General features: G+C 61.6%; 22 protein-coding genes. 9 read left to right on the forward strand and 13 right to left on the reverse strand.

Annotation, left to right across the window (positions count from 1 at the left end; translation table 11 throughout):
- Positions 1-19 precede the first annotated feature (19 nt).
- Positions 20-373 carry an NADH:ubiquinone oxidoreductase gene (locus J3P89_RS28095; protein ID WP_434696311.1) on the forward strand — a complete coding sequence of 118 codons (354 nt, stop codon included), beginning with the start codon at positions 20-22 and terminating at the stop codon, positions 371-373.
- On the opposite strand, the gene J3P89_RS28100 is transcribed toward J3P89_RS28095, so the two are convergent.
- Complete coding sequence (locus tag J3P89_RS28100; RefSeq protein WP_434696312.1) at positions 370-1,011, reverse strand: DUF1826 domain-containing protein; 642 nt, start codon at positions 1,009-1,011, stop codon at positions 370-372. The two genes, J3P89_RS28095 and J3P89_RS28100, sit on opposite strands and share 4 nt — an antisense overlap.
- Entirely contained in the window at positions 1,011-2,219 is a 1,209-nt protein-coding gene (gene zigA, locus J3P89_RS28105) for a zinc metallochaperone GTPase ZigA (RefSeq protein WP_434696313.1), read from the reverse strand. The genes J3P89_RS28100 and zigA overlap by 1 nt, the downstream gene beginning before the upstream one ends.
- 135 nt (positions 2,220-2,354) lie before the next feature.
- On the opposite strand from zigA, the gene J3P89_RS28110 reads away from it, so the two are divergent.
- The 5 genes from J3P89_RS28110 to J3P89_RS28130 all read left to right on the forward strand — a co-directional run bounded on the left by J3P89_RS28110 (position 2,355) and on the right by J3P89_RS28130 (position 6,169).
- Complete coding sequence (locus J3P89_RS28110) at positions 2,355-2,747, forward strand: glutamine synthetase (RefSeq protein WP_434696314.1); 393 nt, start codon at positions 2,355-2,357, stop codon at positions 2,745-2,747.
- Between the two features lie 107 nt (positions 2,748-2,854).
- The gene (gene folE2 / locus J3P89_RS28115; protein WP_434696315.1) at positions 2,855-3,751 is read left to right on the forward strand and encodes a GTP cyclohydrolase FolE2; all 897 of its coding nucleotides are present in this window, start codon (positions 2,855-2,857) and stop codon (positions 3,749-3,751) included.
- Positions 3,748-4,416, forward strand: coding sequence for a metal ABC transporter ATP-binding protein (locus J3P89_RS28120; protein WP_434696316.1), 669 nt, complete (start codon positions 3,748-3,750; stop codon positions 4,414-4,416). Before folE2 ends, J3P89_RS28120 begins: the two co-directional genes overlap by 4 nt.
- Positions 4,416-5,282, forward strand: a complete 867-nt coding sequence (locus tag J3P89_RS28125) for a metal ABC transporter permease (protein ID WP_434654456.1) — start codon at positions 4,416-4,418, stop codon at positions 5,280-5,282. Before J3P89_RS28120 ends, J3P89_RS28125 begins: the two co-directional genes overlap by 1 nt.
- An 11-nt stretch (positions 5,283-5,293) precedes the next feature.
- Entirely contained in the window at positions 5,294-6,169 is an 876-nt protein-coding gene (locus tag J3P89_RS28130) for a metal ABC transporter substrate-binding protein (protein WP_434696318.1), read from the forward strand.
- A 14-nt stretch (positions 6,170-6,183) separates the two neighbouring features.
- Here J3P89_RS28130 and J3P89_RS28135 read toward each other — a convergent pair whose 3' ends face one another.
- On the reverse strand, positions 6,184-6,705 hold the full coding sequence (locus J3P89_RS28135; RefSeq protein ID WP_434570647.1) for a DUF3617 domain-containing protein: 522 nt from the start codon (positions 6,703-6,705) through the stop codon (positions 6,184-6,186).
- Positions 6,706-6,846: 141 nt separating this feature from the next.
- Between J3P89_RS28135 and cls the strand changes: the two genes are divergently transcribed.
- Positions 6,847-8,286 (forward strand): cardiolipin synthase, encoded by a 1,440-nt coding sequence (gene cls, locus J3P89_RS28140; RefSeq protein ID WP_434626838.1) that lies wholly within the window; start codon positions 6,847-6,849, stop codon positions 8,284-8,286.
- On the opposite strand, the gene cfaB is transcribed toward cls, so the two are convergent.
- The 5 genes from cfaB to hflK (J3P89_RS28165) form a co-directional block, all read right to left on the reverse strand.
- A complete protein-coding gene (cfaB, locus tag J3P89_RS28145; protein ID WP_434696319.1) occupies positions 8,283-9,470 on the reverse strand; it encodes a C17 cyclopropane fatty acid synthase CfaB in 1,188 nt (395 codons plus the stop codon). The two genes, cls and cfaB, sit on opposite strands and share 4 nt — an antisense overlap.
- 193 nt (positions 9,471-9,663) lie before the next feature.
- Entirely contained in the window at positions 9,664-11,574 is a 1,911-nt protein-coding gene (locus J3P89_RS28150) for a heavy metal translocating P-type ATPase (RefSeq protein WP_434696320.1), read from the reverse strand.
- Positions 11,571-12,623, reverse strand: a complete 1,053-nt coding sequence (gene hflK / locus J3P89_RS28155; RefSeq protein WP_434570654.1) for a protease modulator HflK — start codon at positions 12,621-12,623, stop codon at positions 11,571-11,573. Before hflK (J3P89_RS28155) ends, J3P89_RS28150 begins: the two co-directional genes overlap by 4 nt.
- Positions 12,620-13,645 (reverse strand): protease modulator HflC, encoded by a 1,026-nt coding sequence (gene hflC / locus J3P89_RS28160; protein WP_434696321.1) that lies wholly within the window; start codon positions 13,643-13,645, stop codon positions 12,620-12,622. Before hflC ends, hflK (J3P89_RS28155) begins: the two co-directional genes overlap by 4 nt.
- Positions 13,642-15,600: a protease modulator HflK gene (hflK, locus tag J3P89_RS28165; RefSeq protein WP_434696323.1), complete on the reverse strand. Its 1,959-nt coding sequence runs from the start codon at positions 15,598-15,600 to the stop codon at positions 13,642-13,644. Before hflK (J3P89_RS28165) ends, hflC begins: the two co-directional genes overlap by 4 nt.
- A gap of 222 nt (positions 15,601-15,822) precedes the next feature.
- On the opposite strand from hflK (J3P89_RS28165), the gene lpdA reads away from it, so the two are divergent.
- The gene (gene lpdA, locus J3P89_RS28170; protein ID WP_434696324.1) at positions 15,823-17,223 is read left to right on the forward strand and encodes a dihydrolipoyl dehydrogenase; all 1,401 of its coding nucleotides are present in this window, start codon (positions 15,823-15,825) and stop codon (positions 17,221-17,223) included.
- 65 nt (positions 17,224-17,288) lie between these two features.
- Here lpdA and J3P89_RS28175 read toward each other — a convergent pair whose 3' ends face one another.
- The 4 genes from J3P89_RS28175 to J3P89_RS28190 all read right to left on the reverse strand — a co-directional run bounded on the left by J3P89_RS28175 (position 17,289) and on the right by J3P89_RS28190 (position 22,377).
- Complete coding sequence (locus J3P89_RS28175) at positions 17,289-19,439, reverse strand: hypothetical protein (protein WP_434696325.1); 2,151 nt, start codon at positions 19,437-19,439, stop codon at positions 17,289-17,291.
- Positions 19,426-20,619 carry a DUF3142 domain-containing protein gene (locus J3P89_RS28180; RefSeq protein WP_434696326.1) on the reverse strand — a complete coding sequence of 398 codons (1,194 nt, stop codon included), beginning with the start codon at positions 20,617-20,619 and terminating at the stop codon, positions 19,426-19,428. Before J3P89_RS28180 ends, J3P89_RS28175 begins: the two co-directional genes overlap by 14 nt.
- A 104-nt stretch (positions 20,620-20,723) precedes the next feature.
- On the reverse strand, positions 20,724-21,350 hold the full coding sequence (locus J3P89_RS28185) for a glutathione S-transferase family protein (protein WP_434696327.1): 627 nt from the start codon (positions 21,348-21,350) through the stop codon (positions 20,724-20,726).
- A 124-nt stretch (positions 21,351-21,474) separates the two neighbouring features.
- On the reverse strand, positions 21,475-22,377 hold the full coding sequence (locus J3P89_RS28190) for a LysR family transcriptional regulator (protein WP_434626856.1): 903 nt from the start codon (positions 22,375-22,377) through the stop codon (positions 21,475-21,477).
- 319 nt (positions 22,378-22,696) lie between these two features.
- Between J3P89_RS28190 and J3P89_RS28195 the strand changes: the two genes are divergently transcribed.
- Entirely contained in the window at positions 22,697-24,910 is a 2,214-nt protein-coding gene (locus J3P89_RS28195) for an LTA synthase family protein (protein WP_434696329.1), read from the forward strand.
- A gap of 39 nt (positions 24,911-24,949) precedes the next feature.
- Here the strand turns inward: J3P89_RS28195 and J3P89_RS28200 are convergent, their stop codons facing one another.
- Complete coding sequence (locus J3P89_RS28200) at positions 24,950-25,939, reverse strand: aspartate-semialdehyde dehydrogenase (RefSeq protein WP_434696330.1); 990 nt, start codon at positions 25,937-25,939, stop codon at positions 24,950-24,952.
- Positions 25,940-26,059 lie beyond the last annotated feature (120 nt).

Genomic DNA, 26,059 nt, shown 5'->3' on the forward strand with positions numbered 1-26,059 from the left:
GCTTTCGACGGAGGTTTAAATGCGAATGATCGGTTGGCTGTTACTACTGCTGACCTCGACCCAGGCCTTGGCCCAGGCGTGTGTAGTGCACAGCCAGGCGGAACGGCTCGATGTCAGAGTCTGCCAGCAAAACCGCAACATTCCGCAAAAACTGTTCGCCGAGGGCTTCTGTCAACCCAGCCTGGCCGGGCAGAAGGTCGATGTGCAGTATGTCGATCAGTGCCCTGGCGGGGCATTTGGCATTTGCAGCGACGCCCAAGTCGCCAATATGCCTTATCGCCAGGATATTCACTATTACGGCGTAGCCACCGATGCGGCTTACCTGAAACCCTTTTGCGAAAGCCAAAGCCAGGGAAAATGGCTCAAGCCTTAGGCCAGCCAACCCAACGAAAGGATCAAACGCCGTTCGCCGGGCGCCAGTTGCGGTGAGCGATGGATCAGTCCGTGACCTTCATTGCCCTGCCACTTTTCACCTTTGAGCAGCGCCACATCACCACTGCGCATCTGCTGAATCAGACTCGCGTCGGCAGGCTCTGCTTCAGGCTGGGCCAATCGTCGACGGTCCATGACGCCTTCCATGAGCCATTGGCTGCCGACGCCGGCATAGGTGGTGATCAGCCGCACCGGCACATGGTCGACGTGAAAACGTGGGCACATTGCATTATCCAACGCTCGTAAGCGCAGACCGACGCGCCGGGCACCGAGGAGACAGGCAAACGCACTGACCAGCCAGGCGACATCCGCGACGAACCCTTCATATCCGTGCAGATCGCCGAAACCCGAGGCAAGGCCATGCAACACCGGCTGCGTATCCTCGCCCGGCAACTCAAGCACCATCGACTCGGCCAGGGGTTGGCCCATCGAAAGCAGCATCGCCGCAAAATCGCCGATATGTGCCGGGAGGTGACGCTGCCACACGGCCAGGTTGGTGTCGTCATCCAGAATCTGCGCGAAGGTAAGCGGCGTATCTCCGTGGACCTGACGCAGCTGCTTCAGACGAGGCGCCAGCATCACGCCGCAACCTCGTCATGCCACGGGCCGAACGGGTCTGGCAACTGCCGCCAGCGCTCGATGCCCAGGCTCATCTCCGCGTCTGTCAGCAGGCAAGCGTCCAGTTCGGTGGCGAGCAGCGCGAAGTCTATATTCTGACCAATGAATACCAGCTCCTGGCGGCAATCACCGGAGGTCGCCAGCCAGTTTTTCATGATCGCGGCGATGCTCTCCTCATCCTGCGGCCATTGGCTTTTCGGCACGAACCGCCACCAGCGCCCGGCGAAGCCGTGACGCATCAACCCGCCGGCCTGAGACCAACTGCCGGCTTCCTCATGTTTGCTGGCGAGCCAAAAAAAACCTTTGGAGCGCAGGAGTGTTCCATTGGTCCATGGGCGGTCGATAAAGTTGAAGAATCGTTGGGGATGAAAAGGGCGACGGGCGCGGTAAGCAGTCGATGCGATGCCGTACTCCAAGGTTTCGGGCACATGCTCGCCGCGCAACTCCCGCAGCCAACCGGGCGCCTGCGCCGCGCGTTCAAAATCGAAGCGGCCCGTATCAAGGATCTGCCCCAGCGGTACCTGCCCCATGACCATGGGAATAACCTGCGCCTGGGCATTCAGGCGCGACAGAATTGCGCTCAACTCTTCTCGTTCGGAGCGGCTTATGAGATCAATCTTGCTGATCAGGATCACGTCGGCGAACTCGATCTGCTCGATCAGCAAATCGGTTATCGAGCGCTCATCTTCTTCTCCTAGGGTTTCGCCCCTGGTGGAAAGGTTTTCCGCGGCCTGGTAATCCTTGAGGAAATTCACGCCATCGACCACTGTCACCATCGTGTCGAGCCTCGCAACGTCCGCCAGGCTGCGCCCTTCTTCATCGCGAAAGGTGAAGGTTTCGGCGACCGGCATCGGCTCCGAAATGCCCGTGGATTCGATCAGCAGATAATCGAAGCGGCCTTCCCTGGCAAGCTTGCCCACTTCCTCCAAGAGATCCTCGCGCAGCGTGCAGCAAATGCAGCCATTACTCATTTCGACCAACCGTTCTTCGGCGCGATTGAGGGTGACATCTCGCTGCACTTCGCTACCATCGATGTTGATCTCGCTCATATCGTTGACGATGACGGCAACGCGAAGGTTGTCGCGATTACGCAACACATGATTGAGCAAGGTGCTTTTACCAGCCCCGAGAAATCCGGACAGCACGGTAACGGGGAGACGGTTGGGCATCAGGTTTATCCTCATCGGGGCGGCCGCTTCTGTGGCTCGTATCAGGTTTGGGTTCGGCTAAAGGGGGCAGCTTTTAATGTTATAGTATTACACTCAAGTACAGCCAACCCTTTTCTGCTTCTGGGCTCCTACAAAATGCTCACCCTCTTCAGATACCTGGTCGCAGCGCCACTGCTGCTGATAGCGGCGGGCGTTTCGGCGCAAGGCGCTTTGTTGGGCAACTGCACTCGCAGCGCTAATGTGCTGGCCTGCGTAGATGGACAGGGCAATGCCTACAGCGTCGCTACGGCTGGCAATACAATTTATCTGCGTGGATATGAGGTGGCTGGCCACCGCTATTGGGCCCAAACAAACAGCCGATACGGCCAACTGACCTTCTTCACTGGACTGGCCTCCGATGGCGAAGCCTGGGTTGGATACAGTCGCCGAGTGGGTTGGACGACGATCAACCGTTTTTCCAGTTCTGGCGGCACCAAGGGCAGTTTTATGTGCGGTCGCATGAACGGCTGTCAGGAGTCTCCACGCTGACGTTTCACGTGGAACCATCGGAGATGAAACTCTATTCATGAAAAAGGTCTCGTCGATTTTATTGTTATACTATAACATTAAAAACGAATCTCTCTTGGACCTTGAAAATGAACGCGTTAACTCTGCCGGACATTGCGGCGCAGGCGTCTCGTCAAGCCATGCCGTTGGATTGTGTGGGCATGTGCGGCATCGCCGTGCCGGTGCTGGTGGACGGCCAGCGTTTGAGCGCCTCTGCCGATGCGGGCGTCAGTCTCGATGATGGCGAAGCGCGTGGCATCCATATGTCGCGCTTGTATGTGGCACTCGAAAAGCTTGAGTACTCCGCGCTTTCTCCGGACCTGTTACGCCGGATCCTGCAAGAGTTTCTGGACAGTCATGAAGGTTTGTCCCGGAGTGCTTCACTGACCCTGCGCACCGATCTGATGTACAAGCGCCCCGCTTTGATCAGCCCACTCGCCGGCTGGAAGCGTTATCCCATCGTTATCGAAGCCCGCCTTAAAAACTCAGTGTTCCACGTGGAACTTCAAATCGAAATTCCTTACTCGTCTACTTGCCCTTGTTCGGCAGCGCTGGCGCGGCAATTGATCCAGCAGAAATTCCTCGACGATTTCGCGAATACAAATCTGGAGCACGCTGAAGTTCTCGCGTGGCTAGGTTCTCAGAAAGGTATCGTGGCCACCCCTCATAGCCAGCGCAGCGTCGCCATCCTGAAGCTGCGCTTGGACGCCAAGCTCGATGAGTTTCCGGTGTTACCGCTGATCAACGAGGCGGAGGCGGCGCTCGGCACCGCTGTCCAAACCGCCGTCAAACGCGTCGATGAACAAGCCTTCGCGCTCGCCAATGGGCAGAACCTGATGTTCTGCGAAGATGCCGCGCGGCGCTTGAATATAGCGCTGAGGCCGCTGCCCTGGGTTTCCTCCCTTGACGTACGAGTCGTTCATGCGGAAAGCCTGCACGCCCACGATGCTGTCGCCCAAAGCCATTGGCAACGGGAGGACTCATGATTCGTTGCCAGGGATTGAGTTGGGGTATCCCCGGGCACCCTCTCACTCCACCTCTGCATATGGAGCGCCCGGAGGGTAGCCTGACCGCAATCATTGGCGCCAACGGATCAGGGAAAAGCAGCCTGCTGAAAGTTATCGCCGGGTTACAGAAGCCACTGACGGGGAAGGTCTCGCTCAACGTTCAACGGCGCGGCGGCGTGTCGTTCCTGCCTCAACAGCAGCACCTGGATCGGCAATTCCCCATCAGCCTGCAGGAATTGGTGGCGGCAGGTTCCTGGGGTAATCGACAGGAACCTGCCGCACGCATCCAACGACTCAAGGCGGCTCTCGACGACTGGGCGTTGAGCGGTCTGGAACACCGTCCGCTGATGGCGTTATCGGGTGGCGAGTTGCAACGGGCCCTGCTCGCGCGACTGAGCCTGACCGAAGCGCCACTCCTGTTGCTGGACGAGCCCCACGCAGCCCTTGATGAAAAAGGCCAGGCGCTGTTGTGGGACAACATTCAGCGATGGCATCGCGAAGGGCGCACCCTGGTGGTGGTTTGTCATGATTTGGCCGCGGTGCATCAACACATCCCCCATACCTTGCTGATCAATCCGTCCGGCTGCGTATTGGGTCGCAGCGCCGAATTGATCGCCCCGACGCCTTACACACAGGTCGCTTGATGCTCACCGCCACCCACTTCTGGCAGCCCTTCCAGGAATTTGTCTTCATGCGCCGGGCCTTGTTGGGCGGATTGGTGTTGGCATGCAGCACGGCTCCGCTAGGCGTGTTCCTGATTCTGCGGCGCATGAGTCTGATCGGCGATGCGGTAGCTCACGGCATCTTGCCGGGCGCGGCCCTGGGTTTCTGGTTCGCCGGTCTGAGCCTGCCAGCCTTGACGGTGGGTGGCCTGGGCGCTGGCTTGAGCATGGCCGGGCTGGCGGCGTGGATCACCCGCCGCACCGGCCTGCGGGAAGATGCCAGCCTGGCGGCGATCTACCCCATCTCTCTCGCCGCCGGGGTGTTGATCCTCGGTATGGCCGGTAAACGCCTGGACTTGCTGCACCTGTTATTCGGCTCGGCGCTGGCGGTGGACGGCCCGACACTCACCGGCATGCTCTGGGTTTCGGCGGCCAGTCTGGTGGCGATGGCGTTGATTTACCGCCCGCTGTTACTCGACACGCTGGACCCACTGTTTCTGCAAACCGTCAGCCGTCTGGGTCCACTGGCCCACGGTGTATTCCTGACCCTGGTGGTGCTGAACCTGGTCATCGGCTTCCAGGCCATCGGCGCGTTGATGGTGGTCGGCCTGATGATGCTGCCGGCGGCCGCGTCGCGATTCTGGAGTCGTCGCCTGCCGATGTTGATGCTGGTTGCTGCATTGCTCGGTTGTCTCTCGGTGTGGCTGGGCCTGCTGTTGTCCTTCTATTTTTCGCTGCCCAGCGGGCCGGCCATCGTGTTGGTGGCGGGCGCGTCATATCTGTTGTCCGTGGTATTCGGTCCGGTGCACGGCTTGCTGCGCCGCCCGCCCCTGCTCACATCCCAATGAGGTGTTACCTGATGCGCGCCCTGCTCCTGATATTCAGCTTGATGCTGTCCATGTCCCTGCCTGCTGCCGAAAAACTCAAGGTGGTGACCAGCTTCAGCATCCTTGCCGACATGACCCGACAAGTCGGCGGCGAGCATGTCCAGATCACCAACATGGTGGGGCCGGACGCTGACGCACATACCTATGAACCCACGCCGGACGACGCCAAGGCATTGCTCGGGGCGAAACTGATCATCAAGAATGGGTTGGGCTTCGAGCCGTGGCTGGATCGCCTGGTGACCAGCACCGAAACCGGTGCCCCGGTCATCAGTGCCAGCCGCGGCGTGATTCCACGCTCGCTGGAAGAAGATGGCGAGACCATCCCCGACCCGCACGCCTGGCATAACCTCGCCAACGCCGTGCTTTATGTCGGCAACATCACCAAGGCATTGGAGGCCGCCGACCCGGTGAACAAGGCCGACTACGAACGTAACAGCCAGGCGTACCTGAAGAAGATTTATGCACTACTCGCCGAAGCCAAGGCGAAGTTCGCTGCGTTGCCACCGGGCAATCGCAAAATCGTCACGTCCCATGATGCGTTCGGTTACCTGGGCCAGGCTTATGGTATCGAGTTTTTGGCGCCGCAAGGGTTGTCTACCGAGCGTGAACCGTCAGCCGCGGAAGTCGCTGCGTTGATCACCCAGATTCGTCAGGCAAAAGTCAAAGCCGTGTTCATGGAAAACATCAAGGACGCGCGCCTGCTCAAGCAGATCGCCGACGAAAGCGGCGCGCACATCGGTGGCACGCTGTACTCCGATGCACTCGCCGCCAGCGGACCGGCCAGCACCTTTACCGGTCTCTTCGAATACAACCTCAACACACTCTACGAGGCACTGGGGCGGCCCTGATAACAGGCCGCTGTTCAAGCCCTTGGCTTGACCGTCCCGCAATCCTGCCCCAGCCATACGGCGCGGGTGTCCAGGCTGCCGTTCTGCTGGATACCCGTGGCGTTGAACGTGCCATTGACCTTGGTGGTGAATTCGCGATCGCTCTGGAATGTCGCGATACCGTTGCCCTGGGCTTTCGGGCAACTGAAGCGGAATTTCCACTGGTTGCCGGTACGCTCGGTGATCTGCTGCTTGCAGCCTGATTGCGGATCCTGCAGCGGGATGTCATTGGTCTGCACCTGTGCCGGCGTCAGGCACACCCGAATCCCCTTGCCCCCCATGGTGATGCCCTGCTTTTCGAGCATTGCCCGCTGTTCAGGCGTCATCTGGTTCTGCAGTTGACCAAGGATCAATTGAAGGTCCGGCAGGTTCTGGTTGTCGACTTTCATGTTGCTGGTCGTCAATTCCCACAAGCCTGGTTGAAGCATCTGCGCCTGAGCCGCCACAGGAACCGACAAGCCAACGGCCAAGGCCAAACCCAGCAGACGAACATTCATTGTACAAACTCCAGAGGACAAGTGGCCGTTAGACGCCGCCTTCAGGCTTCGGTTCAGACCCGCGCCGAGTGAATTAAATAGCGACATTCGCCGTGGAACATGGTCTGTTAAGCATTGAAGTTTCAGGAGCAAGGCAGCCCCATGGATTTTTTTGGCCCGCATGTTTTCGGTTACCTGATCGCGCTGCTCCATACCCTCGGCTCCATCGCCGCCGTCCATGCGGTGCTGACGGTGCGTACCGCCCAGGGCTCGATTGCCTGGGCCCTGTCGCTGGTATTCATCCCCTACCTGACATTGATTCCTTACCTGGTCTTCGGCCGCAGCACCTTCGACGGCTACATCAAGGCACGTCGACAAGCCAACGAGGAAATGCGCAAGGCGATCTCCGAGCTCAACTGGCGCCCCTGGGTCGAAGAAGCGCTGGCCGCTCGCGCGTCCCAGGCCTACGCCTCGTTACGAGCCATGCCGAAGTTGGGACGCACGCCGTGTCTGGCAAACAATCAGGTGCGTCTGCTGGTTGATGGCCCAGCTACGTTCGAAGCGATTTTCCAGGCCATCGAGAGCGCTCGCGAAGCGGTTCTGGTGCAATTTTTCATCATCCACGATGACCGGCTCGGTCAGCGCTTGCATGCGTTGCTGCTGAAGAAAGCCGCTGAAGGTGTGGCGGTCTATCTGCTTTACGACCGTATCGGTAGCCATTCCCTGCCCCATCGTTATGTCCAGGCCTTGCGCGACGGTGGCGTTCACGTCAAAGCGTTTGCCACTCGCAGCGGTTGGCTCAACCGGTTCCAGGTCAACTTTCGCAACCACCGCAAGATCGTCGCCGTGGACGGCGTGCTGGGGTTCGTCGGCGGGCACAACGTGGGCGATGAATACCTGGGGGAAAAACCACCCCTGGCACCGTGGCGCGACACTCATGTAGAGGTGCGCGGCCCAGTGGTAGCGAGCATGCAGGAGTCCTTCGCCGAGGATTGGTTCTGGGCGGCGCGCTCCCTGCCGCCGCTGATTCTGCCGGACGCTTATCCGGACGATGGAGTGCTCTGCCAACTGCTGGCCAGCGGTCCGGCCGATGCCTACGAAACCTGCTCGCTGTTCTTCGTCGAAGCCGTTCACGCGGCAAGCGAACGCATCTGGATAACCACGCCGTATTTCATTCCCGACGAAGCGGTCTTCGCGGCTTTGCGCCTGGCCGTGCTGCGTGGCGTGGACGTGCGCATCCTGTTGCCGTCGCGACCGGATCACCGGATCGTCTACGCTGCGTCCAGTCTTTATGCGTTCGAAGCGGTGCGCGCCGGCGTGCGGGTGTTTCGTTATGAGCCGGGTTTCCTGCACCAGAAAGTGGTGCTGATCGACCGGGAAATCAGCGCCATCGGCAGCGCGAACCTGGACAACCGTTCGTTCCGGCTGAATTTCGAAGTCATGCTGCTGACCGTCGACATGGCCTTTGCCAGTGAGGTCGAGCAGATGCTCGAAAAGGATTTCGCCCAGGCCCACGAAGTGGCCAAACGGGAAAGCCGGGAAACCCACCGCCTGCAAAAGGTCGGGATGCGGATCGCCCGGCTGATTTCGCCGATTCTTTAAGGCGTGTAGATGTCGTCGCGGGTCCAGGGCAGCTCATGGCTACCATCGGCGTGGGCCTTCACCGCGAGGATCTGATGCAGGTTTATCCAGCCCTTGGCGAATGCATAGGCGCAGCCGGCCAGGTAAAGACGCCAGATCCGCAGCGCCTGTTCCGGCACTTCCCTGGAAGCGGCTTCGAGGTTGTCCTCAAGGCGCTCGCTCCAATGGTCGAGAGTGCGCGCGTAATGCATGCGCAGGCTTTCCACATCGACAATTTCCAGCCCCGCTTCGCTGATCTCGGCGGAAATCATCGACAGATGAGGCAACTCACCGTTCGGGAATACATACTTTTCGATAAATTCACCCGCGCCGCGACCTACCGGACGCCCGTCGGTGTGCTTGGCGGTAATCCCGTGATTCATCACCAGCCCACCCTCACGGACCGCGCCGTACAGCGTCTTGCAGTACTGCGCCAGGTTGGCATGCCCCACATGTTCGAACATGCCGACGCTGACCACTTTGTCGAATCGGCCATCCTGGGGCAGGTCCCGGTAGTCCAGAAGCTGGAGCTCTACCTGGTCCTCCAGGCCTTCGACCTTTACCCGCTCCCGCGCCAACGCAAGCTGCGCCTTACTCAGGGTAATGCCGAAGACCTTGGCGCCGAATTCCCGTGCGGCAAAGCGCGCGAGCCCACCCCAGCCGCATCCGACGTCCAGCAGGTAATCGCCGGGTTGCAGGCGTAGCTTGCGGCACAGATGGCGGAATTTGGCTTGTTGCGCTTGCTCGAGGGTTTCACTGCCGGTTTCGAAATACGCACAGGAATACACCATGTCGCTGTCGAGCCAGAGTTGATAAAACGCGTTGGACAGATCGTAATGATAGGAGATGGCCTTGGCGTCGGTTTCCTTGTCGTGCACCGCACGCACCGGCAGATGGCTCTCGTCTTCGTCCACCAGAGCCTGGCTCAGCTCGTCACACACCCGGATGACTTCGTTGATCGAGCCCTCCAGTTCGAGTTTGCCTTCGACAAACGCCGCTCCCAGCGCATCCAGGCTGGGATGGGTGAATTGCGCGACCATTTGTGGGTCCTTTACCACAATCGTGACGCTGGGATCGGCACCCAGCGTAAATTCATGGCCGTCCCAGAGCCGCAACCGAAGCGGCAGGTGCAAATTCTGTAAGGCCGGTGGAAGTTGAGCCAGCATGTAAAACCTCCCCATGTTTCAGATTGTTTCAGACGTCTGAAATGAGGGTAGACCATCGTGGAAAAATAGCAGGCTATCGAATTTATAGCCTTTTTCTATCGTCTTCCATCTACCGCCTGAGCGGTGACTGCGTGGATTGGTGGGCCCTCTCGCTAGAGACTGCGGGTGCAGGCTACAGTTCGCTCGGGGATCGTCAGCGGCTACTCGCCTGGATCTTCGCCAAGGGCTCGTGAAACCGCAGCAGTCGTCCCGCATTGCCCAGCACCAGCAATGTGCTCAGGTTATGCAGCAACGCGGCAATCATCGCCCCCGCTGCTCCGAGCCAGCCGAACGCAGCGAAAGCGACGATCGCCAGCGTCCAGCCCAGGCCGATGATCACGTTGACCTGCAACGTGCGTCGACACTGGCGACTCAACCGCACGCAAGTTCCGAGACGTCGCAGATCACTGCCGATCAACACGATATCCGCCGACGCCAGGGCGATATCGGCACCGCCCGCGCCCATCGCCACGCCCACCACACCGGCTTTCAGCGCCAGCGAATCGTTGATCCCGTCACCCACCACCATCGGACGGAAACCCTGGTCGATTTCGACCATGACCCGGTCAAGCTTATCCTCCGGCAGCGCCTGTGCCTGCAGCTCGCTGATACCGACATCGTGCGCCAGGGCGGCGGCCACGCTCTGGCGATCACCCGTGAGCAATAACTGGCGACCCAGCCCCAGCGCCCGCAGTTCGGTCATGGCCACCCGCGCTTCCGGCTTGACGCTGTCGGCCAGCAGCAGCCAGGCGCGAAACTGCCCGTCCAGTGCCAGGCCGGCGATCGGGCCGTCATGACTGGGAACCGTCGGTGTCTCGATGCCCAACCGGGCAAACAATTCGGGTCGGCCAAGGGCGGCCTCCCCCAGCCCTGTCATGGCAACTACCCCGAGGCCCTGGCGCTCGTGAATATCGGTCAGCGGCAGATAATCTTGCGCTGTCACCAGCCCCGCCAAGGCACGACTGACCGGATGACTGCTCGCCGATCCGAGGCTCGCGGCCAATGGCAGCAATGCGGCAGGGTCGTCCTCGGTACTTTCGATCGATTGCAGGCGCAGGGTGCCGTAGGTCAGGGTCCCGGTCTTGTCGATGACCAACGAGGTGAGGTCCGCCAGCTCCTCGAGAAAAGCCGAGCTGCGAATCAGGATGCCGTGGCGCGCCGCCACCGCAATCCCGGCGATGGCCGTCGCCGGGGCTGACAACACCAGGGCGCAGGGACACGCCGCGACCAGTACCGCCAACATCGCCTGGGCGTCATTGGTGACAAACCAGGTAACCGCCGCCAGCAACAACACCAGCACCAGATAACTTCCGGCGTAGCGTTCCAGCAAACGAGTAATAGGCGGTTTCGAGCGCTCGGCGTTCTGCATCAGCGCAATGACTTTGCCCAGCGTCGATTCATCGCCGGTGCGGGTCACCTCCAGGCGCAACAGACCGTCGAGGTTGATCGCGCCGCCAAAGGCTTCAACACCCGCCACCGCCTCCAATGGCACCGACTCACCCGTAATGGGCGCGGTGTCGAGGCTCGCTTGGCCGGACAGCACACGACCATCGGCGGGCACCCGGTCGCCGGCGCGGACTTCCACTACATCGCCGGGTCGCAACGTAGCGTTATCCACTTCGATGACCGAGCCATCGGCCTGCACTTTGCGGCCCTGGCTGCGGGTCAATTGGCCAAGGGCATCGATCGCTTCCTGGGACCCGATGACGCTGCGCTCTTCCAGCACATGGCCGAAAATCATGATGATCGGCAACAGCGCCGCCGTCAGCAGGTCGCCGGTAGCCCAGGCCCCCAGCATCGCCAGGGCGATCAATTGATCGGTAATCCCATGCAGGCTTGGATAACGCAGGCTGTACCAGGCCGAGCGCATCACCGGCACCGCGACCAACAGCGAGGCAAACCCCAACAGCAGTTGGCTGACGGTACCCTGCTCCGGCAACCAGACGCGCCAGGCCAGGCCCAGGGCAAGCAAGCCGAGGGCGAGCATCGCCAGGGTCAGTTGCCGAGCGGCCGAGCGTTGCTCGGCGGTGGACAGCATCGGCATGTTGATACTCTGCGCGGTCATTGCCCGCCTCCCTGGATGATCAGACGAGAATCGTCTTTCGGGTCGACCGTGGTGACGGAACCAGCCCGACCAAGAATCCCGGGCATGCGTTCGCGGTACAGACGCTGCAGCATCTGCGGATCGCTGTCCTGGGTTTTCGCCAGCCCCGACACCGAGGCTGTATCGGTCGACGCCTTGGCAAGTCGTTCGCTGGCCTGGGCATGGGCGACTTGTAACGCACGGTCGGCTTCCTCGCGGGCAGCCTGGGTCTGTTTCTCCGCCTCGGTTCGGGCGTTGGCGACCGCTTTGTCGGCCTGCTGGCTGGCCGTCAGCACCGCATTGAATGCGCTCACCGCCGGCCCCGGCAGGCTCGATTGCACGTCGACCCGCACCACTTCGATCCCCAAGCCCTGCCCTGTCGCGGTCAGGTCAGCCAGGCGCCGATTGATGCCCTGCACCAGGTCGCCACGCAAGCGTTCACGTCGCTCCGCGGCCTGGGTATCGCTACCCATCAGTTCGGGGCGGGCCACCAGAATCGTGTCCAGGTCCCGCGCCGCGGCAAGTGCCACGGCACTTCTCGTCGCCAACCGGTCCAACGCTGGCAATACATGTTCGCCTTGGAGAACAAACGCATAAGGCTCGATGACCTTGTAAAAGAGCCGCACATCCAGTTGCACCACGCCCGCATCGCCGGTCAACAGATAACCGGAGCCCGCGAGTTCATCGCTGACCGGCGTGGCAAAACTGGCGACGCGATCAGCCTGCAAGGCCGCATCCGAACGCAGCAGACTTTCCACCCGGCGCTCCAGCACCCGGTCTGCCGCCGGTAACAAAATTACTTGCTCCACGGGACGCGGCCACGCCAGCAACAGACCGGCGTTCTGGATTCGGTCCAACGCACCAAAGTGTAAAACCACCGCCCGGCTCTGCGGATCAATTTGCCGCACATTAGAAAATACCCAGGCCAACGCCGCCAGGACAGTCACAGCATAGAGCGCGAGGAACGCCAGACGCCCGGCTTGAATCCACGGGCTGGATAACTCATTTGTTCCACGTGGAACCACGCTCATGGTTGTGTTCCACCTTTAGGCTCCAGGGCGGGTGGACCATCCACCAGAACGCGAAACGGTGCCGCATCAGTGCGCAAGATCAGTTTGGTGCCTGGGCCGACAATGGTGTTCAAGGTGTCCAGCGAGCGCAGCAAATTATAAAGCTGCGGCGAACCGGCATAGGCCTTGCCGTAGATTTCAGCTGCTTCGACGCGGGACTGCGCTTCGATACTCGCTGCTTTAACCGTGGCATCAGCCTGCATGATCCGCGCATCGCGTTCGGCCGCCGAGCGAATCTGCGCCGCTTCGCGTTTGCCGATGGCTGTGCGCTCCGTGGCGATGGTTTCACGTTCGGCACGCATGCGGTCCACGGTCGCGGTGAGCGTCACCGAGGGCAGCGTCAGACGTTCGATACCCACCTGCAAAACCCGAACGCCATAAGTGGCGAGCAATTGTTGCTCGATCTGCTGACGCAACTGGGCTTCGAAATCGGCGATATGCACCTGACTGGCGTCGGTATTGATCAGGTTTGCCAAATCAAAACTGGCCGCCGTTGTTTCCAGTGCCGAGCCGACGAAGGTGCGAATCTGCCGCGCGGCTTCGTCCGGCTGATTCTGCACGGCGCGCATGAAGCGCTGCACATGGTCCGGGTCACCCTGGACCTGCCACGCCACATAGGCCTGGATGATGATCCGCAGACCGTCGCGCGTACCGACGTCCTGCAATCCGCTGGAGGTGGTGCGCAGCCTCAGGTCTACCGGGATCGCCGCCTCGAAAGGTGCCGGCCAGCGCCAGCCCAGGCCGGGTTGCAAAAGTACCCGCGCCGGGTTGCCGAAACGGGTAATGACAGTGGCCTCCCCCGAACGCACCTGTACCAGGCTGGCGGCCGCAACGGCAAACGCCACCAGCAGCGCGGCCCAGCCCATCCGCCGCCACGGAAACGGGCCGGCTTGCTGCGGATCGCCATGATGGTGGTGATGTCCGGCATGACCGTGATCGTGACCGGCATGGTCGTGATGACCATGGGAAGAGGACTGGCTCAATGGGCAGCTCCTGGCTGGACAGGTTGGTTTGGCGATGCGGGATCCGCCGGCAGCGTGAAAGTGCGCAGGTCAATGGTCGGCGCATTGGCGTTGCCGCCCAGGCGATGGTCAAGGATCAGCAAGCTGGCGCTGCCGAGGCCCTGGCTCAGTTGACCGAGGTATTGCTCCAGCACGAAGGCATGGCCAGCCGTCGCGTAGGCTTGGCGCTCGGCGCGAAAGCGCAGGTCGGCGGCTTGGGCAGTGGCGTTGATTTCACGCGCCGTGGCTTGGGCCTGGTCGTTGGCAGTGCTGGCTTGCAGTTGCGCCTGGTTGACCTGCTGCGCAGCGGCGCCACGCTCGCGGGCGATTAACGCCTGGGCGCCGATCTGCGCCGCTTGCACACCGTGGTAGGCATTCGCTGCGCCGGCCGGCGGATGGATCGCCTCGACCACTGTCGCAAGGATCTCCACACCGCTATCGAGCGATTGCAGATCGGCCTGTACAGCGCGACCGATTTCCTCCGCCAGGCTGACACGGTCCGCACCCAGCAAGCCATCCAGCGTGCGCGAGGCAAATTCATGCACCAGGACGCGGTTGGCCGTGCTGCGAATCAGCGTCGGCACATCCGCACTGTGGTAAGTCGCCGCCAGCGCCGCTGCATCCGTCAGGCCGATGCGATAGACGAAGCGTACGTCCATGTTGACGATCTGGAAGCTCTGCTGATCCGCGCGACGGCTGGCGATAACCTGGGATTTGTCATTCACGTGGCTGGCATCCCACAACCGATTGGCGATAGCCGGAGCCGGTCCCTCTGCCGGTTCCGCGACCGAGGCCGTCTTGCCGTCGCCGCTGGTAGCCAACTCGTGGACGACACCGTTCTCGACGCTCAATACCCTGCCCAATGGCCATGGCAAACCAGCGTGGAGGCCCGGACCAAAGACCTGTACCGGCTTGCCGAAACGTTCATAGATGCCGCGCCCTTGCAGCGGCACCTCATGCACGCCGGTCAGCAGCCACCCCATCAGCGCTACCAATGCCAGCACCGGAAAAAATGCCCGGCGCATGTAGCTGAACGCCCAGATCTGGCGCAGGTCGATGCCAAAACGATTGTGCAACTCATGCTGCAAGGCCAACAGCGGTCGCGGCGGCCAGCGCAGCAGATCGGCGACCACACTGCGTCCCAGAAGCGCCGGTTCCAAGGTGTTCCGGCGCGGGCTGAATAACGCCAGCAGCGCGCGTAGCAACAACTCCACCGCCACCAGGCCCGGCAACAATCCGATCAGCACCGCCAGGCGTACCGGCCAGAGGGACGCCTCCCCGGCGAAGAGCAGACACACAGCAGCCAGTACCAGCACGATGATCGGCACCCGTGTCAGTTGCGCCAGCGGCGCCGCTTCGGGCCATTCGGTCGGCGACTGTTGAGCCAGTTGGCGCTCGAACACCAGCAACCCGAACGCCAGCACTAACGAAAGCACCGCGCCGACGCTGGCCGCCACGCCAAGCGAAGCGGCAGGCAACGCCAAGTCCCAGGTTTGCTCCAGAACCAGCAACGACAGCAGCGCCCAGCCGGCAAGCCACAGAAGCGGTCCGCCGATTTGCTGCAGCAGACCGATCCAGCGCGCGCTGATTCGCTCAAGCAGGCGCTCGTACCAACCCGAGTTATCAACAGGCTCGTCTTCAACAGGCAGGATATCCACCACCGGCAGCAGGGCCTTGCTGCGCCATTGCGTGATCCACCAGGCCGATTGCAATCCGGCCACCAGCACCGATAAAGCCGCGCCTTGGCTCACCAGCAACGCCGGCCATATCGATTGTGGCGAAAAAAGCCCGATGAAAAACGCCGACACCAGCCCCAGCCCCGCAAGGCTGCCCAATACGAGCGCGATCCGCTTCAAGCGCAGCCCTTGGAATGCGGCGCGCTGGAAGCGCGGCCAGTCGGCCACGTGTGCCCCGTCTATTTCCAGATCGACTTGCATGTCACTCCACTGCTTGTGGCATTCGAGAACCGGACACGCGAGGCCTACGTCACCGCATCGCTCCGTTACATGTCGTTACCTTATAACCAACGCTGTGAAATTTCCGTTTTGAATTCTTCATGGCAAACCCTGCGGCGAACGCTTGACTTAAGCCTTGACCGTTATCCGCGAAAACGCTCATATTACGGTCATAATTTTTCGCCAGACATGAGGAAACCGGTAATGAGCAATTACGACGTGATCATTCTGGGCGGCGGCCCTGGCGGCTATAACGCAGCGATCCGGGCCGGACAGTTGGGGTTGAAGGCGGTCTGCGTGGAAGGCCGTGCCACCCTCGGCGGCACTTGCCTGAACGTCGGTTGCGTGCCTTCCAAGGCGTTGCTGCACGCCTCCGAACTGTACGAAGCAGCCAAGGGCTCGGAATTCGCCCAGCTGGGCATCAACGTCAGCCCCACCCTCGACCTCGCGCAAATGATAAAACAAAAGGATGAAAGCGTCGCGGGCCTGACCAAGGGCATCGAGTTTCTGTTTCGCAAAAACAAGGTTGACTGGATCAAGGGCTGGGGCCATATCGACGGCCCCGGCAAAGTGACCGTCACCGGTGAGGACGGTGGCAAGACCGAACTGAGTGCCAAGGACATCGTCATCGCCACCGGCTCCGAGCCGACGCCACTGGCGGGGGTCGACATCGATAACCGGCGCATTCTCGATTCCACCGGTGCGTTGTCCCTGAGCGAAGTGCCTCGGCACCTGGTGGTGATCGGCGCTGGCGTCATCGGCCTTGAACTCGGTTCAGTCTGGCGGCGCCTGGGTGCCGAGGTCACCGTCGTGGAATACCTCGACCGCATTTGTCCAGGCGTCGACGGCGAAGCCGGCAAGACCCTGCAGCGGGCGCTGGCCAAGCAGGGCATCCAGTTCAAGCTGAGCGCCAAGGTGACCCGCGCCGTTTCCTCGGCGAGCGGCGTGCAACTGCAAATTGAACCCGCGGCCGGAGGCGAGGCGCAAACCCTGGACGCCGACTACGTACTGGTTGCCATCGGCCGTCGGCCTTATACCCAGGGCCTGGGGCTGGAAAATGCAGGATTGGCGACCGACCAACGCGGCATGCTCACCAACCAGCGCCACCGCACCGAAGCGCCTGGCTTCTGGGTGATCGGCGACGTGACGTCCGGGCCGATGCTTGCGCACAAGGCCGAAGATGAGGCCATGGCCTGCATCGAACAGATTGTTGGCAAGGCCGGCGAAGTCAATTACGAATTGATCCCCAACGTCATCTATACCCGTCCTGAACTGGCCAGCGTCGGCAAGACCGAAGAGCAGCTCAAGGCCGAAGGCCGCGCCTACAAGGTCGGGAAATTTCCGTTCACCGCCAACAGCCGGGCGAAGATCAATCATGAAACCGAGGGGTTCGCCAAGGTATTGGCTGACGAGCGCACCGACGAAATTCTCGGCGTGCATCTGGTAGGCCCGAGCGTCAGCGAGATGATCGGAGAGTACTGCGTAGCGATGGAATTCGGTGCCTCGGCCGAGGACATCGCTCTGATCTGCCACCCTCACCCCACTCGCTCGGAGGCGTTGCGCCAAGCAGCGATGAACGTGGAGGGGATGGCGACGCAGATGTAGTCACCCGGCTGAATGGAACACCTGTGGCGAGGGATCAAGCTCCCTCGCCACATTCAGATCCGTTGTCAGCTCGCTGCCATGCGAGCCTTGCGCTTGCGCCGACTGATCAGCGCCAGCACCACGGCCACCACCAGCACCGCGCCACCCACTTCCAACCCTGTCTTGAACGGCCGCAGCGCCGAGCGAATCGGCGTCAGGGCCTGAGTGAGGTAGCGCTTGTCCGCCTGGTCGAATGCCGGTTCCTCGCACTGACGGCCGAAATCCCAGGCCCATTCCACGTAGGGGCCGTCCTTCACATAACGCTGATACAGCGCGCTTTGTTCTTCGAGGCTTGAGTTGTACCCCACCGCCCTGCACAGCACCGCCGCAAACGCCTGGCTGGTGTGCGGCAGATGATCGGCGGCCTGGCTGGCCAGCGCCGTGGCGACAAAACGGTAGTGGTAACGCATGTCCGGTTGGGCGGCACTGGCCTGCTGGCGCTGGACCTCGCCGTCGGCCACCAGCGGCCCGACCTTCAGTTCCACCGGCTCAAAACTGTAGTTGCCGTCCAGGCTGGCGTAATCCGGCGCCATTTCGTAGCCCAGCAATTGCATTCCTGATCTGCGCGCGATCACCGACGCCTTGAAATACGCCTCGGCACGGCTGGTCGGCCACCATTTGGATTCCGCATCCTGGCGCAACTGCCCATAGGTGCGAGCCTTGTCCTGCAGCTCGGGATTGTCGAAATAAGCCGGTGCCTCGTCGTAGCGTCCTTCGCGAAGCAAACGACGCCCCAGCAGGTTGCGCAGGTTCGCCGCCACCGACAACTGTACGTAGTTGTCTCGATCTTCCTGGCTCAACGGCGGCGGTGCCGGGACCTGGGCATCAACGTACTGCTTGAGCTCCTCGACGGTCAGCACACGCTCGGCGACCGTTGCGGCGTCGTACCAATAGTTGTTCTGGCCGCGATAAAGCTGGTCGAAAGCCTGCAGGTAGTCGCCTCTCTGCAAGGCCAGGATCGCGCTTTCGCCTTCGATTCGGCACTTGGGTTGTACCGTCTCGTAGTCCCAATCCGGCGTACGGCGGTCGCCCCAGGATTCGTCCTTCGGAAACGCCTGGGCGGCCTTGGCATAGGCGGCGGCCGCAGCGGATTTGTCGCCTTCGCGCAGCGCGAGCTTGGCCCTTACCCACCACGCCAGTCCGCTGTCGCCGGCCTTTTGTGCAAATGCTTTCGCGCTGTCGTAGTCAGCGTGTTGATAACTCACTGCCGCCAAGCGGTCGGCATCATCGAGGTTGCCCTGGGCGCTGGCTTGCAACAGCTTGAGGAGGGTTTTCTCGCCGGAGGGTTCTTCGCCGTCCCACCAGCCGACGCGGCTGAGCAGATAAGCAGTCACCAGGCGCTGCACGGCCTTGGCCTTGAGCAATTCGCCCAGGCGCTCCTCCGACTCGACGCTGAGGCCGCCCGCCAACTGCAGCAGCGAACTGTAGCCAACCGGGGAGCCTTGCAGATTCTGGGTCGCATACAGTCCGATGGCGCTGTCCCAGTCATCGGCGGTGTAGGCCACCCTGGCTTCTTCGCCCAGACTGGCGACGCCCAGCTCCAAGGGGTCGCTGAAGCCGGCGATAGTCAATTCGCGAGCCTGGCGGAACGCCTGCCGTGCCTGATCCCGCAAGGCAGCCGGTTCGCCACGGCCAGCCTCGGTGCTCATGGCGAACAGCGCCCGCCCCAGGGAGTACGCCGCCCAGGTACTGCGCAACCGGCGCTCGTCGGCCGGCAGCGCCAGCAGTTGCTGGAATGATTCGGCTGCGCGCAGATGATCGCCAGCGTTGAACGCTGCCGCTCCGATTGCGTACAGCCGCAGCTCGGCGGGCAGGTTGGCCGCTTCGGCGGTGACCTGCTCGATATCGCTGATTGCCCGCAAGCGCTCCACAACGGCTTGCTGCGGTGGCGTCAGGCCAAGCTGTTCGGCCTTGTTGCGTTGGTCCACGTAGGAAGACACATCGTCGTAGCTGTAGTCAGGGTTGCGTGTCGCCTCCGTAGCCGGCTTCAATCCGGCGATGGCCTGGCCGAGACGACTGACCTCGAAGCGAAAGCTGCCCTCGGGCAGCTCCGCCAGCGATTGGGCCCGGTTATCCAGCAGGCGCATCGGAAAATCCGGCCCGCAGGCCAATGCCTGGCACAGCGGTAAACCGAGGCTCAGGCACAGCAGGCGACGAGGCCACTTACGGGTAGACATTCATTCCTCCTTGGTCGATTTTTGTACAGCGCGCCCAGCCGATCGCCCGTTGGGCACCGGCAGCCAAGCGGCCTTCCTGGATGCGGGTGAAGGTAAGCAGTCCGGGGGTTTGTTGCAACGTATAACCGGCCAAGGCATCGACGCCATCACACCCGCCCACGGCGAGTGTCAGCCGCTGCGGCCAGGGGCTGTCGAGATTGCCCTGGTTCACCAGCCGGATGTCATAGAGTCCGCCCTGCTCTTGCAGGCGCAGAGTCAATTGACTGTCCAGGCGATCACCACGCGCCACCGCGCCAAGAGTGGCCAGGCTCCAGGCGCGCCGGTCCCCCGCCAGCGGCAGGCGAAACCAGATCAATCCGGCCAGATGCTCTGGCGGCTCGGCGCGCAGTTGCGCGACAAGCCCGGCCACTTGTCGTGGATCGGCGAGCAACTCCCGGCGCTCGCCGCCGCGGTCGATGGGCACTTCGCTTTCCACCACCGGTGCGCCGTTTTCTTCGGTCAGCAGCGCCACGCCATAGGCCGGCAAGGCCAGGTAGAACGGGCGTGTGGTGAGGTCGCCCCAGCGCTGGGCCCAACGTTGAGCCTGGCTGGGATCGAAAAGCCCCTGACGCGGATCGCTGACCGCGTGTACCTGCAGGACGCTGCTGTCCACAACCTTTAACAGACCGGGCAACTCGGGGCTGTCGAGCCAGGCCGGCAGCGCGGTGATGCTGAGCTGCAAGGCGGCCGGCAAGGCCTGCCGCAAGCGGACAAGGAAGTTCCGATAGGCTGGCAGCCTTGCGTTACCGGCATCGTGGTCGATTTCGATGCCCATCGGCGCCAGGTCCAGGGTTTGCCAGTCGGCCAGCAACTGCTGGATCCGCGAGATTATTTCGTCCTGATCGAGGGATTTGAGCTGGCCATCCAGGCGAATCACCGCTATCAACGGCCGACCGTCAGCCTTGAGCAATGCCGGATCGATCCGCGCGTGGCTCCAGCCGGCGCCCGGGAAGGCTTGCAGCGCCAGCACCCGCAGGCTGGAAAAGTCAGCACGGCTCTGGCTCAGCGCCAGTTCATGGGCCGGCGTCCACTGGCGTTGCCAGATATAAAGTTGCTGATCGAGGGCAGGCAGAGGGGGCTGGTCGCAGCCGCTCAAAAACAATGCGGCGAAGGTCAGCGTCAGCCTGTGGATAAAAGTCATGAAGCGAAGCCACCCCGGGAAAAGGCTGGCAGATTAACGTTTCCGGGGCTCCACAGAAACAAGTGGCGAGGGCAGTTGCACGCTCGCCACTTTGTGCCTGTTGCTCAGGCCTCTTTTTGCAAGCCGACAACGGTACGCGGCATCCCCACGAACCCAGGCAAGGCTTCGATCCGCGCCAGCCACGCGCGCACATGGGCATAGTCCTGCAGCGAAACGTTGCCTTCTGGCGCATGGGCGATATAGCTGTAGCCTGCGATGTCGGCGATGGTCGGAGTGTCACCGACCAGATAGGCACTATTGCTCAGTTCCTGGTCGATGACTTTGAGCAGGTTGTGGGAACGTGCGATCACATCCTCGGCGTTATGAGAAGCACCGAACACGGTGATCAGGCGCGCGGTGGCCGGTCCGGCATGCAATGGCCCGGCCGCTACCGACAACCAGCGCTGGACGCGAGCGGCGCCGACCGGGTCCGTTGGCAGCCAGCGGCCCTCGCCGTACTTGTTTGCCAGGTACACCAGAATGGCGTTGGAGTCGGCCAGTACCACACCGTTATCATCGATCACCGGTACTTGGCCGAACGGGTTGATTGCGAGGAAATCCGCTTGTTTGTGCGCGCCCTTGGCCAGGTCGACAAAATTGACCTCGACCGGCAACTCAAGCAAGGAAAGCATCAGCTGGACACGGTGCGCATGGCCGGACAGTGGGAAGTGATAGAGCTTGATAGGGTTCATGGTCGACTCCGCCGAGAATGACGCCATCGGTTTGCGGCGTCGATGGAGTCATCTTCTGCTCAAGCGCGGAGCTATGGAATCACCTGCAAACGCAATCCATTATTTCTGCAGGCGAAACAATGCGTCAGTTCTTCAAGGCTGGATGTTCTCGTATTGCACTCACCATGAAGTCGACAAAACTGCGAACCCGCGCCGGCGCATTGCGCCCGCCCTGATACACCACGTGGATTGGCAATGGCGGCAGCTCAAAATCGGCCAGGACGATTTCCAGCTCGCCGGCCGCGATATTGTTCGCAACCTGATAGGACAGGACCCGGGTCATCCCCAACCCCTGGCACGCCGCGCCGATGGCAGCCTGGTTGGCCGTGACCACGAGCCGGGGCGTGGGCCGGACCGACAACGGCTGACCGGCCTCGATGAACGTCCAGTTCCTGACCTGGCCGATGGCTGATGACGACACCACGGGCATCCGCTCCAGATCCTGCGGATGCTCGGGTCGGCCATGCTGGTCGAAGAATTCCGGAGAACCGCACACCACGCGCCGCACCTCGCCGACACGCACGGCATGCAGGCTGCTGTCGGGCAACTCGCCGATGCGCACCGCGACATCAATGCCCTCCTCGACCATGCTGACGGTGCGATCCAGCAGCAAGGCGTTGACGCAAACTTCGGAAAATCGCCCCAGGTAATCCACCAGCACCGGCATGACGAACAACTGGCCGAACAGCACGGGCGCGGTAATCGTCAGTTGTCCGCGGGGCTGGGCGTGGCTGCCGGCCGCCGAATCCTCGGCCTCCTGCAAATCGCCGAGGATCCGCCGACAGTCCTCAAGAAAGCGCTGGCCCGCTTCGCTCAGGTAAACGTTGCGGGTGGTACGAACCAGCAGCGGCGTACCGATACGCTGTTCCAGTGCCGCCACGGCGCGTGTCACGCTCGCCGCCGACAAGCCCAGGCGCCGGGCAGCCGCTGAAAATCCGCAGTCCTGGGCGACGGCGACAAACACCTGCATTTCCTGAAACCTGTCCATCCGTCCCCCGATGAGAAATCCTGATACAAGTTATGCCTACGCCTCAAAGCCGCGCCGTACCGCCATTGTAGGGGGTCAGGCGGGCGAACCGCAGCCCGGCGCAGGACATCGACCCGCCGAGGACCGCTACGCTTGGTACCATCGAGCACATTGTCATGACAGATTCATGACCAAAGGAAAACCCTGTGGGAGCGAGCCTGCTCGCGAAAGCTATCTGTCAGCCACCATTGCGTCGCTGACAGCTGATTTTCGCGAGCAGGCTCACTCCCACCAAGGTTGCGCGATGTTTGATGGATGGTTAACCGAAAGGCCCGTTTCCGTGAATTTTCTTTACCGAGCTCTCACCCACCCCCACGCTGCCATCTGCGCCCTGGCCGGATACGTGCTCCTGGTCCCCATGGGCCTGCGCCTCCTGCTCGGCTGGTCCGACCCGCTGGGCTATCTGTCGGACATGGCCATCGGCAGCTTGTTGATCGTGCTCTTGCATCGACGCCCCTGGTGGCTGGCATTGCCGGTTTTGCTGGCCTGGTGTGCGCTGACCCTGGTCAGCATCGAATTGGTCAATGCCGTCGGAAGGATGCCCACCCCGGCGGACATTCAATACCTGGTCGATCCGCAATTCGTCGAGAACTCCACCAGCGGCGGCTTTGCGCATCCCTGGCTCGCCGCGATCATGCTGGCGGCCCTGACACTCTGGCTGGCCAGCCGATGGGCCAATCGGAGCCGCCAGGCACCTCCCTTGCCCCGCCATGCCTGGGCGATCCCCATGGTGTTTTTCCTGGCCCACGGCACGGCGCAAACCTGGCGCCCCAGCGAGGCAGACCAGTGGAATCTGTTCAACCTGCCTCATCAGCTGATGACGGCTGGCGTCGCCGCCGGCCAGGAGCACATCGAACAATGGCTCGCAGGTGATACGCCGGACCAGGCGCCACCGATGCACGGGCTTACCCGGCTCGATCTGGATGGGCAGAAACTCCTCACCGAGCCGGGTAGCGCGCGCAATGTGCTGATCATCGCCCTGGAGGGCATTCCCGGTGCCTATCTGGAAACCAACCGCCAAGCGCTGAAAAGCAGTTATCAGGAAAACCTTATGCCGCGCCTCAGCACCTGGGCCGAGCGCGGCATGAACACGCCCGACTACGTGTTGCACAGCCACCAGACCATCCGTGGCCTGTACGCAATGCTCTGCGGTGACTACGACAAGCTCGACGATGGCACGCCCAAGGGCGTCGAAATGCTCAACCAGCGCCAACGCAACCAGGCCTGCCTACCGGCCCAATTGCGCAAGCACGGCTTTTCGACTCATTTCCTGCAGGGTGCCGGCCTGCGGTTCATGGCCAAGGACCGGATCATGCCGCATATCGGCTTCGACACGACCCTGGGCATGGAGTGGTTCACCCGACCGGCCTACCTCGAGTTTCCCTGGGGCAAGGACGACAAGACCTTTTTCGAAGGCGCGCTGGACTACGTCGGACAACTGCAACAGGCAGACAAACCCTGGATGCTCACCCTGCTGACCGTGGGCACGCATCAGCCGTACTCGGCGCCAGATGACTACCTGGAGCGCTACGACACCGCCAAACAGGCCGCCGTCGGTTATCTGGACGACGCGCTGGACAGCTTCCTGACAAACCTCGAACGCCAGGGCATCCTGGAAAATACCTTGGTGGTCATCACCTCGGACGAATCCCATGGCATCGACGATGTGCGCCTGGCATCGTCCTGGGGCTTCAACCTGACGCTGGCGCCGGAGCCGTTGCCGCGAACCAAGCAAGGCGTCCATGGCCACGTCGACCTGAGCGCGTCGATCCTCGATTACTTCGGATACGCGGTGCCCACCTCGTTATCCGGCCGCTCTCTGTTCAGGGACTACGCGGCGGGCCGGGAAATCATGTCGTTCACCAACGGCAAGCTGCGCTACCACGATGGCAAAGGCACCTTTACCGAATGCGATTTCCAGCAGCGCTGCCGGTATTACGCCAGCGAAGGCTTCATCGCCGACCGCGCCACGTACCTGGGTCAATACAGCGGCCAGCGCGCGAGGCTGATCAGCGCCCGGGCCAACGCGCTGGACCAGACACTGCTGAGTTCATCGGTGAACCAGCATTACCAGTTCGGCAGCGCCGAGAAAATCACCCTTCCCGCCCAGGTCTCCAACGACTGGACCGACAACCTGATCGGCGCACAATACCTGGAAATGCCCAAGGGCACCCGCACCCGCGTCAGCCTGACCATTCGCGCCGTGGAAAACGATCACGCCGCCTACATTTCCCTCAAGGCCAAGGAGTTCGAGCAGGACGTGACGATGGACTTGCCCACCGACGTGACGGTAACCGCCGATCAACCGCTGGTGATGGACATTCATTTCGACAACCCGCAACCGCGCAAGGCGTTTTCCTTTCACTTGCTCGGCCATGGCACAGGCGCCATCGAAATCAGCGACTTCAGCGTCGTCACCGAACTGCTGGAGCAGACCGACCAGCCGGAGTACCTGGACGATATGCAGGACGACAGCGAGGCACAGTCCAGCTGAACAGCAACGGGCAACCGTCAGGACTGCTGTGCGTTTTGATCAATCGCTGATCAACTGCATGATTTCGAAAGCGTTCAGCGCCGCACCACGGAGCAACTGATCGCCGCTGATGAACAGGTCCAACCCATGCTCGCCATATATCAGGCTGTAGCGAATCCGCCCAACCTCCACCGCATGTTTGTAGGTTGAGGTCATGGGCATCGGATAAGCGCCGAACTCAGGCTCATCCACCACTTCGACCCCTGACGCGTTATGTAACAGCGTGCGCACGCGATCCAGCGACTGGATGGGTTTTTTGAAGCGCAGGCTCAGACTCTCGGCGTGGGACCGCAACGTCGGCACCCTGACCGCAGTGGTGCTGACAGCCAACGCCGGTTCGTCGAGAACCTTGCGCAACTCCCAGACCACTTTCATCTCTTCACGGGTGTAACCATTGGCTTCGAATGAGTCGACTTGGGGAATCACGTTGAACGCCAGGTTATGGGCGAAGTACTCGCTGTCATCGCGATCACCGTAGTCGCTGAAGGACCTGGCTTTCTCCCGCAGCTCGAGCATCGCCGGCTGCCCCGCCCCACTGGCCGCCTGATACGTAGAGATGATCGCGCTCTCCAACCCGAACGCGTCGTGCAGCGGACCCAGCACCATCAACGCGATGGCCGACGAGCAGTTGGGGTTGGCAATCAGTTTTTCGCCCCGGTAACGCCGGCCGTTGATAGGCGGCACCAGCAGTGGAATTGCTTCGTGGTAACGAAACGCCGAGGAGTTATCGATTACATACGACCTTTCAGCCAGGCGCTCACCGTATTCCAGGGCAAAGGCACCGGAAACACACAGGAAAACGATATCGCACGAGGCGCAACCTTCCACCGAGAAAGACTCGATCAGATGGCGGCTCCCGCCCACCGCCAAGCGCTTGCCAGCGGAACGTTCCGAGGCCATGCAGACCACTTCATGGTCGGTATCTTCGAGCAATTGCAGCATGGTCATGCCTACTGCGCCAGTACATCCCACCACGGCGATCTTCATCATTTTTGATTTTCCTTGCCCGCTTCGCGAGGCCCTACCGTCGAGGTTTCGCCGATTTCCTGACGACGATTGTAGGAAAGCAAGGCTGTCCGCTACAGTGCAGCGCATGACAATAAACGGTGG

Origin of the sequence: Pseudomonas sp. Z1-14 (assembly GCF_051132005.1) — a bacterium.
Lineage (GTDB): Bacteria > Pseudomonadota > Gammaproteobacteria > Pseudomonadales > Pseudomonadaceae > Aquipseudomonas.

Coding starts and splice junctions, on each gene's coding strand:
- zigA (WP_434696313.1), bottom strand. CDS start 2,219: ATGCCCAACCGTCTCCCCGTTACCGTGCTGTCCGGATTTCTCGGGGCT.
- J3P89_RS28100 (WP_434696312.1), bottom strand. CDS start 1,011: ATGCTGGCGCCTCGTCTGAAGCAGCTGCGTCAGGTCCACGGAGATACG.
- J3P89_RS28185 (WP_434696327.1), bottom strand. CDS start 21,350: ATGAACCCTATCAAGCTCTATCACTTCCCACTGTCCGGCCATGCGCAC.
- cls (WP_434626838.1), top strand. CDS start 6,847: ATGGATTTTTTTGGCCCGCATGTTTTCGGTTACCTGATCGCGCTGCTC.
- J3P89_RS28175 (WP_434696325.1), bottom strand. CDS start 19,439: ATGTCTACCCGTAAGTGGCCTCGTCGCCTGCTGTGCCTGAGCCTCGGT.
- J3P89_RS28110 (WP_434696314.1), top strand. CDS start 2,355: ATGCTCACCCTCTTCAGATACCTGGTCGCAGCGCCACTGCTGCTGATA.
- J3P89_RS28190 (WP_434626856.1), bottom strand. CDS start 22,377: ATGGACAGGTTTCAGGAAATGCAGGTGTTTGTCGCCGTCGCCCAGGAC.
- J3P89_RS28095 (WP_434696311.1), top strand. CDS start 20: ATGCGAATGATCGGTTGGCTGTTACTACTGCTGACCTCGACCCAGGCC.
- J3P89_RS28125 (WP_434654456.1), top strand. CDS start 4,416: ATGCTCACCGCCACCCACTTCTGGCAGCCCTTCCAGGAATTTGTCTTC.
- J3P89_RS28150 (WP_434696320.1), bottom strand. CDS start 11,574: ATGACCGCGCAGAGTATCAACATGCCGATGCTGTCCACCGCCGAGCAA.
- lpdA (WP_434696324.1), top strand. CDS start 15,823: ATGAGCAATTACGACGTGATCATTCTGGGCGGCGGCCCTGGCGGCTAT.
- hflK (WP_434570654.1), bottom strand. CDS start 12,623: ATGAGCGTGGTTCCACGTGGAACAAATGAGTTATCCAGCCCGTGGATT.
- J3P89_RS28120 (WP_434696316.1), top strand. CDS start 3,748: ATGATTCGTTGCCAGGGATTGAGTTGGGGTATCCCCGGGCACCCTCTC.
- J3P89_RS28135 (WP_434570647.1), bottom strand. CDS start 6,705: ATGAATGTTCGTCTGCTGGGTTTGGCCTTGGCCGTTGGCTTGTCGGTT.
- J3P89_RS28130 (WP_434696318.1), top strand. CDS start 5,294: ATGCGCGCCCTGCTCCTGATATTCAGCTTGATGCTGTCCATGTCCCTG.
- J3P89_RS28180 (WP_434696326.1), bottom strand. CDS start 20,619: ATGACTTTTATCCACAGGCTGACGCTGACCTTCGCCGCATTGTTTTTG.
- hflK (WP_434696323.1), bottom strand. CDS start 15,600: ATGCAAGTCGATCTGGAAATAGACGGGGCACACGTGGCCGACTGGCCG.
- folE2 (WP_434696315.1), top strand. CDS start 2,855: ATGAACGCGTTAACTCTGCCGGACATTGCGGCGCAGGCGTCTCGTCAA.
- J3P89_RS28200 (WP_434696330.1), bottom strand. CDS start 25,939: ATGATGAAGATCGCCGTGGTGGGATGTACTGGCGCAGTAGGCATGACC.
- cfaB (WP_434696319.1), bottom strand. CDS start 9,470: ATGCTGGCTCAACTTCCACCGGCCTTACAGAATTTGCACCTGCCGCTT.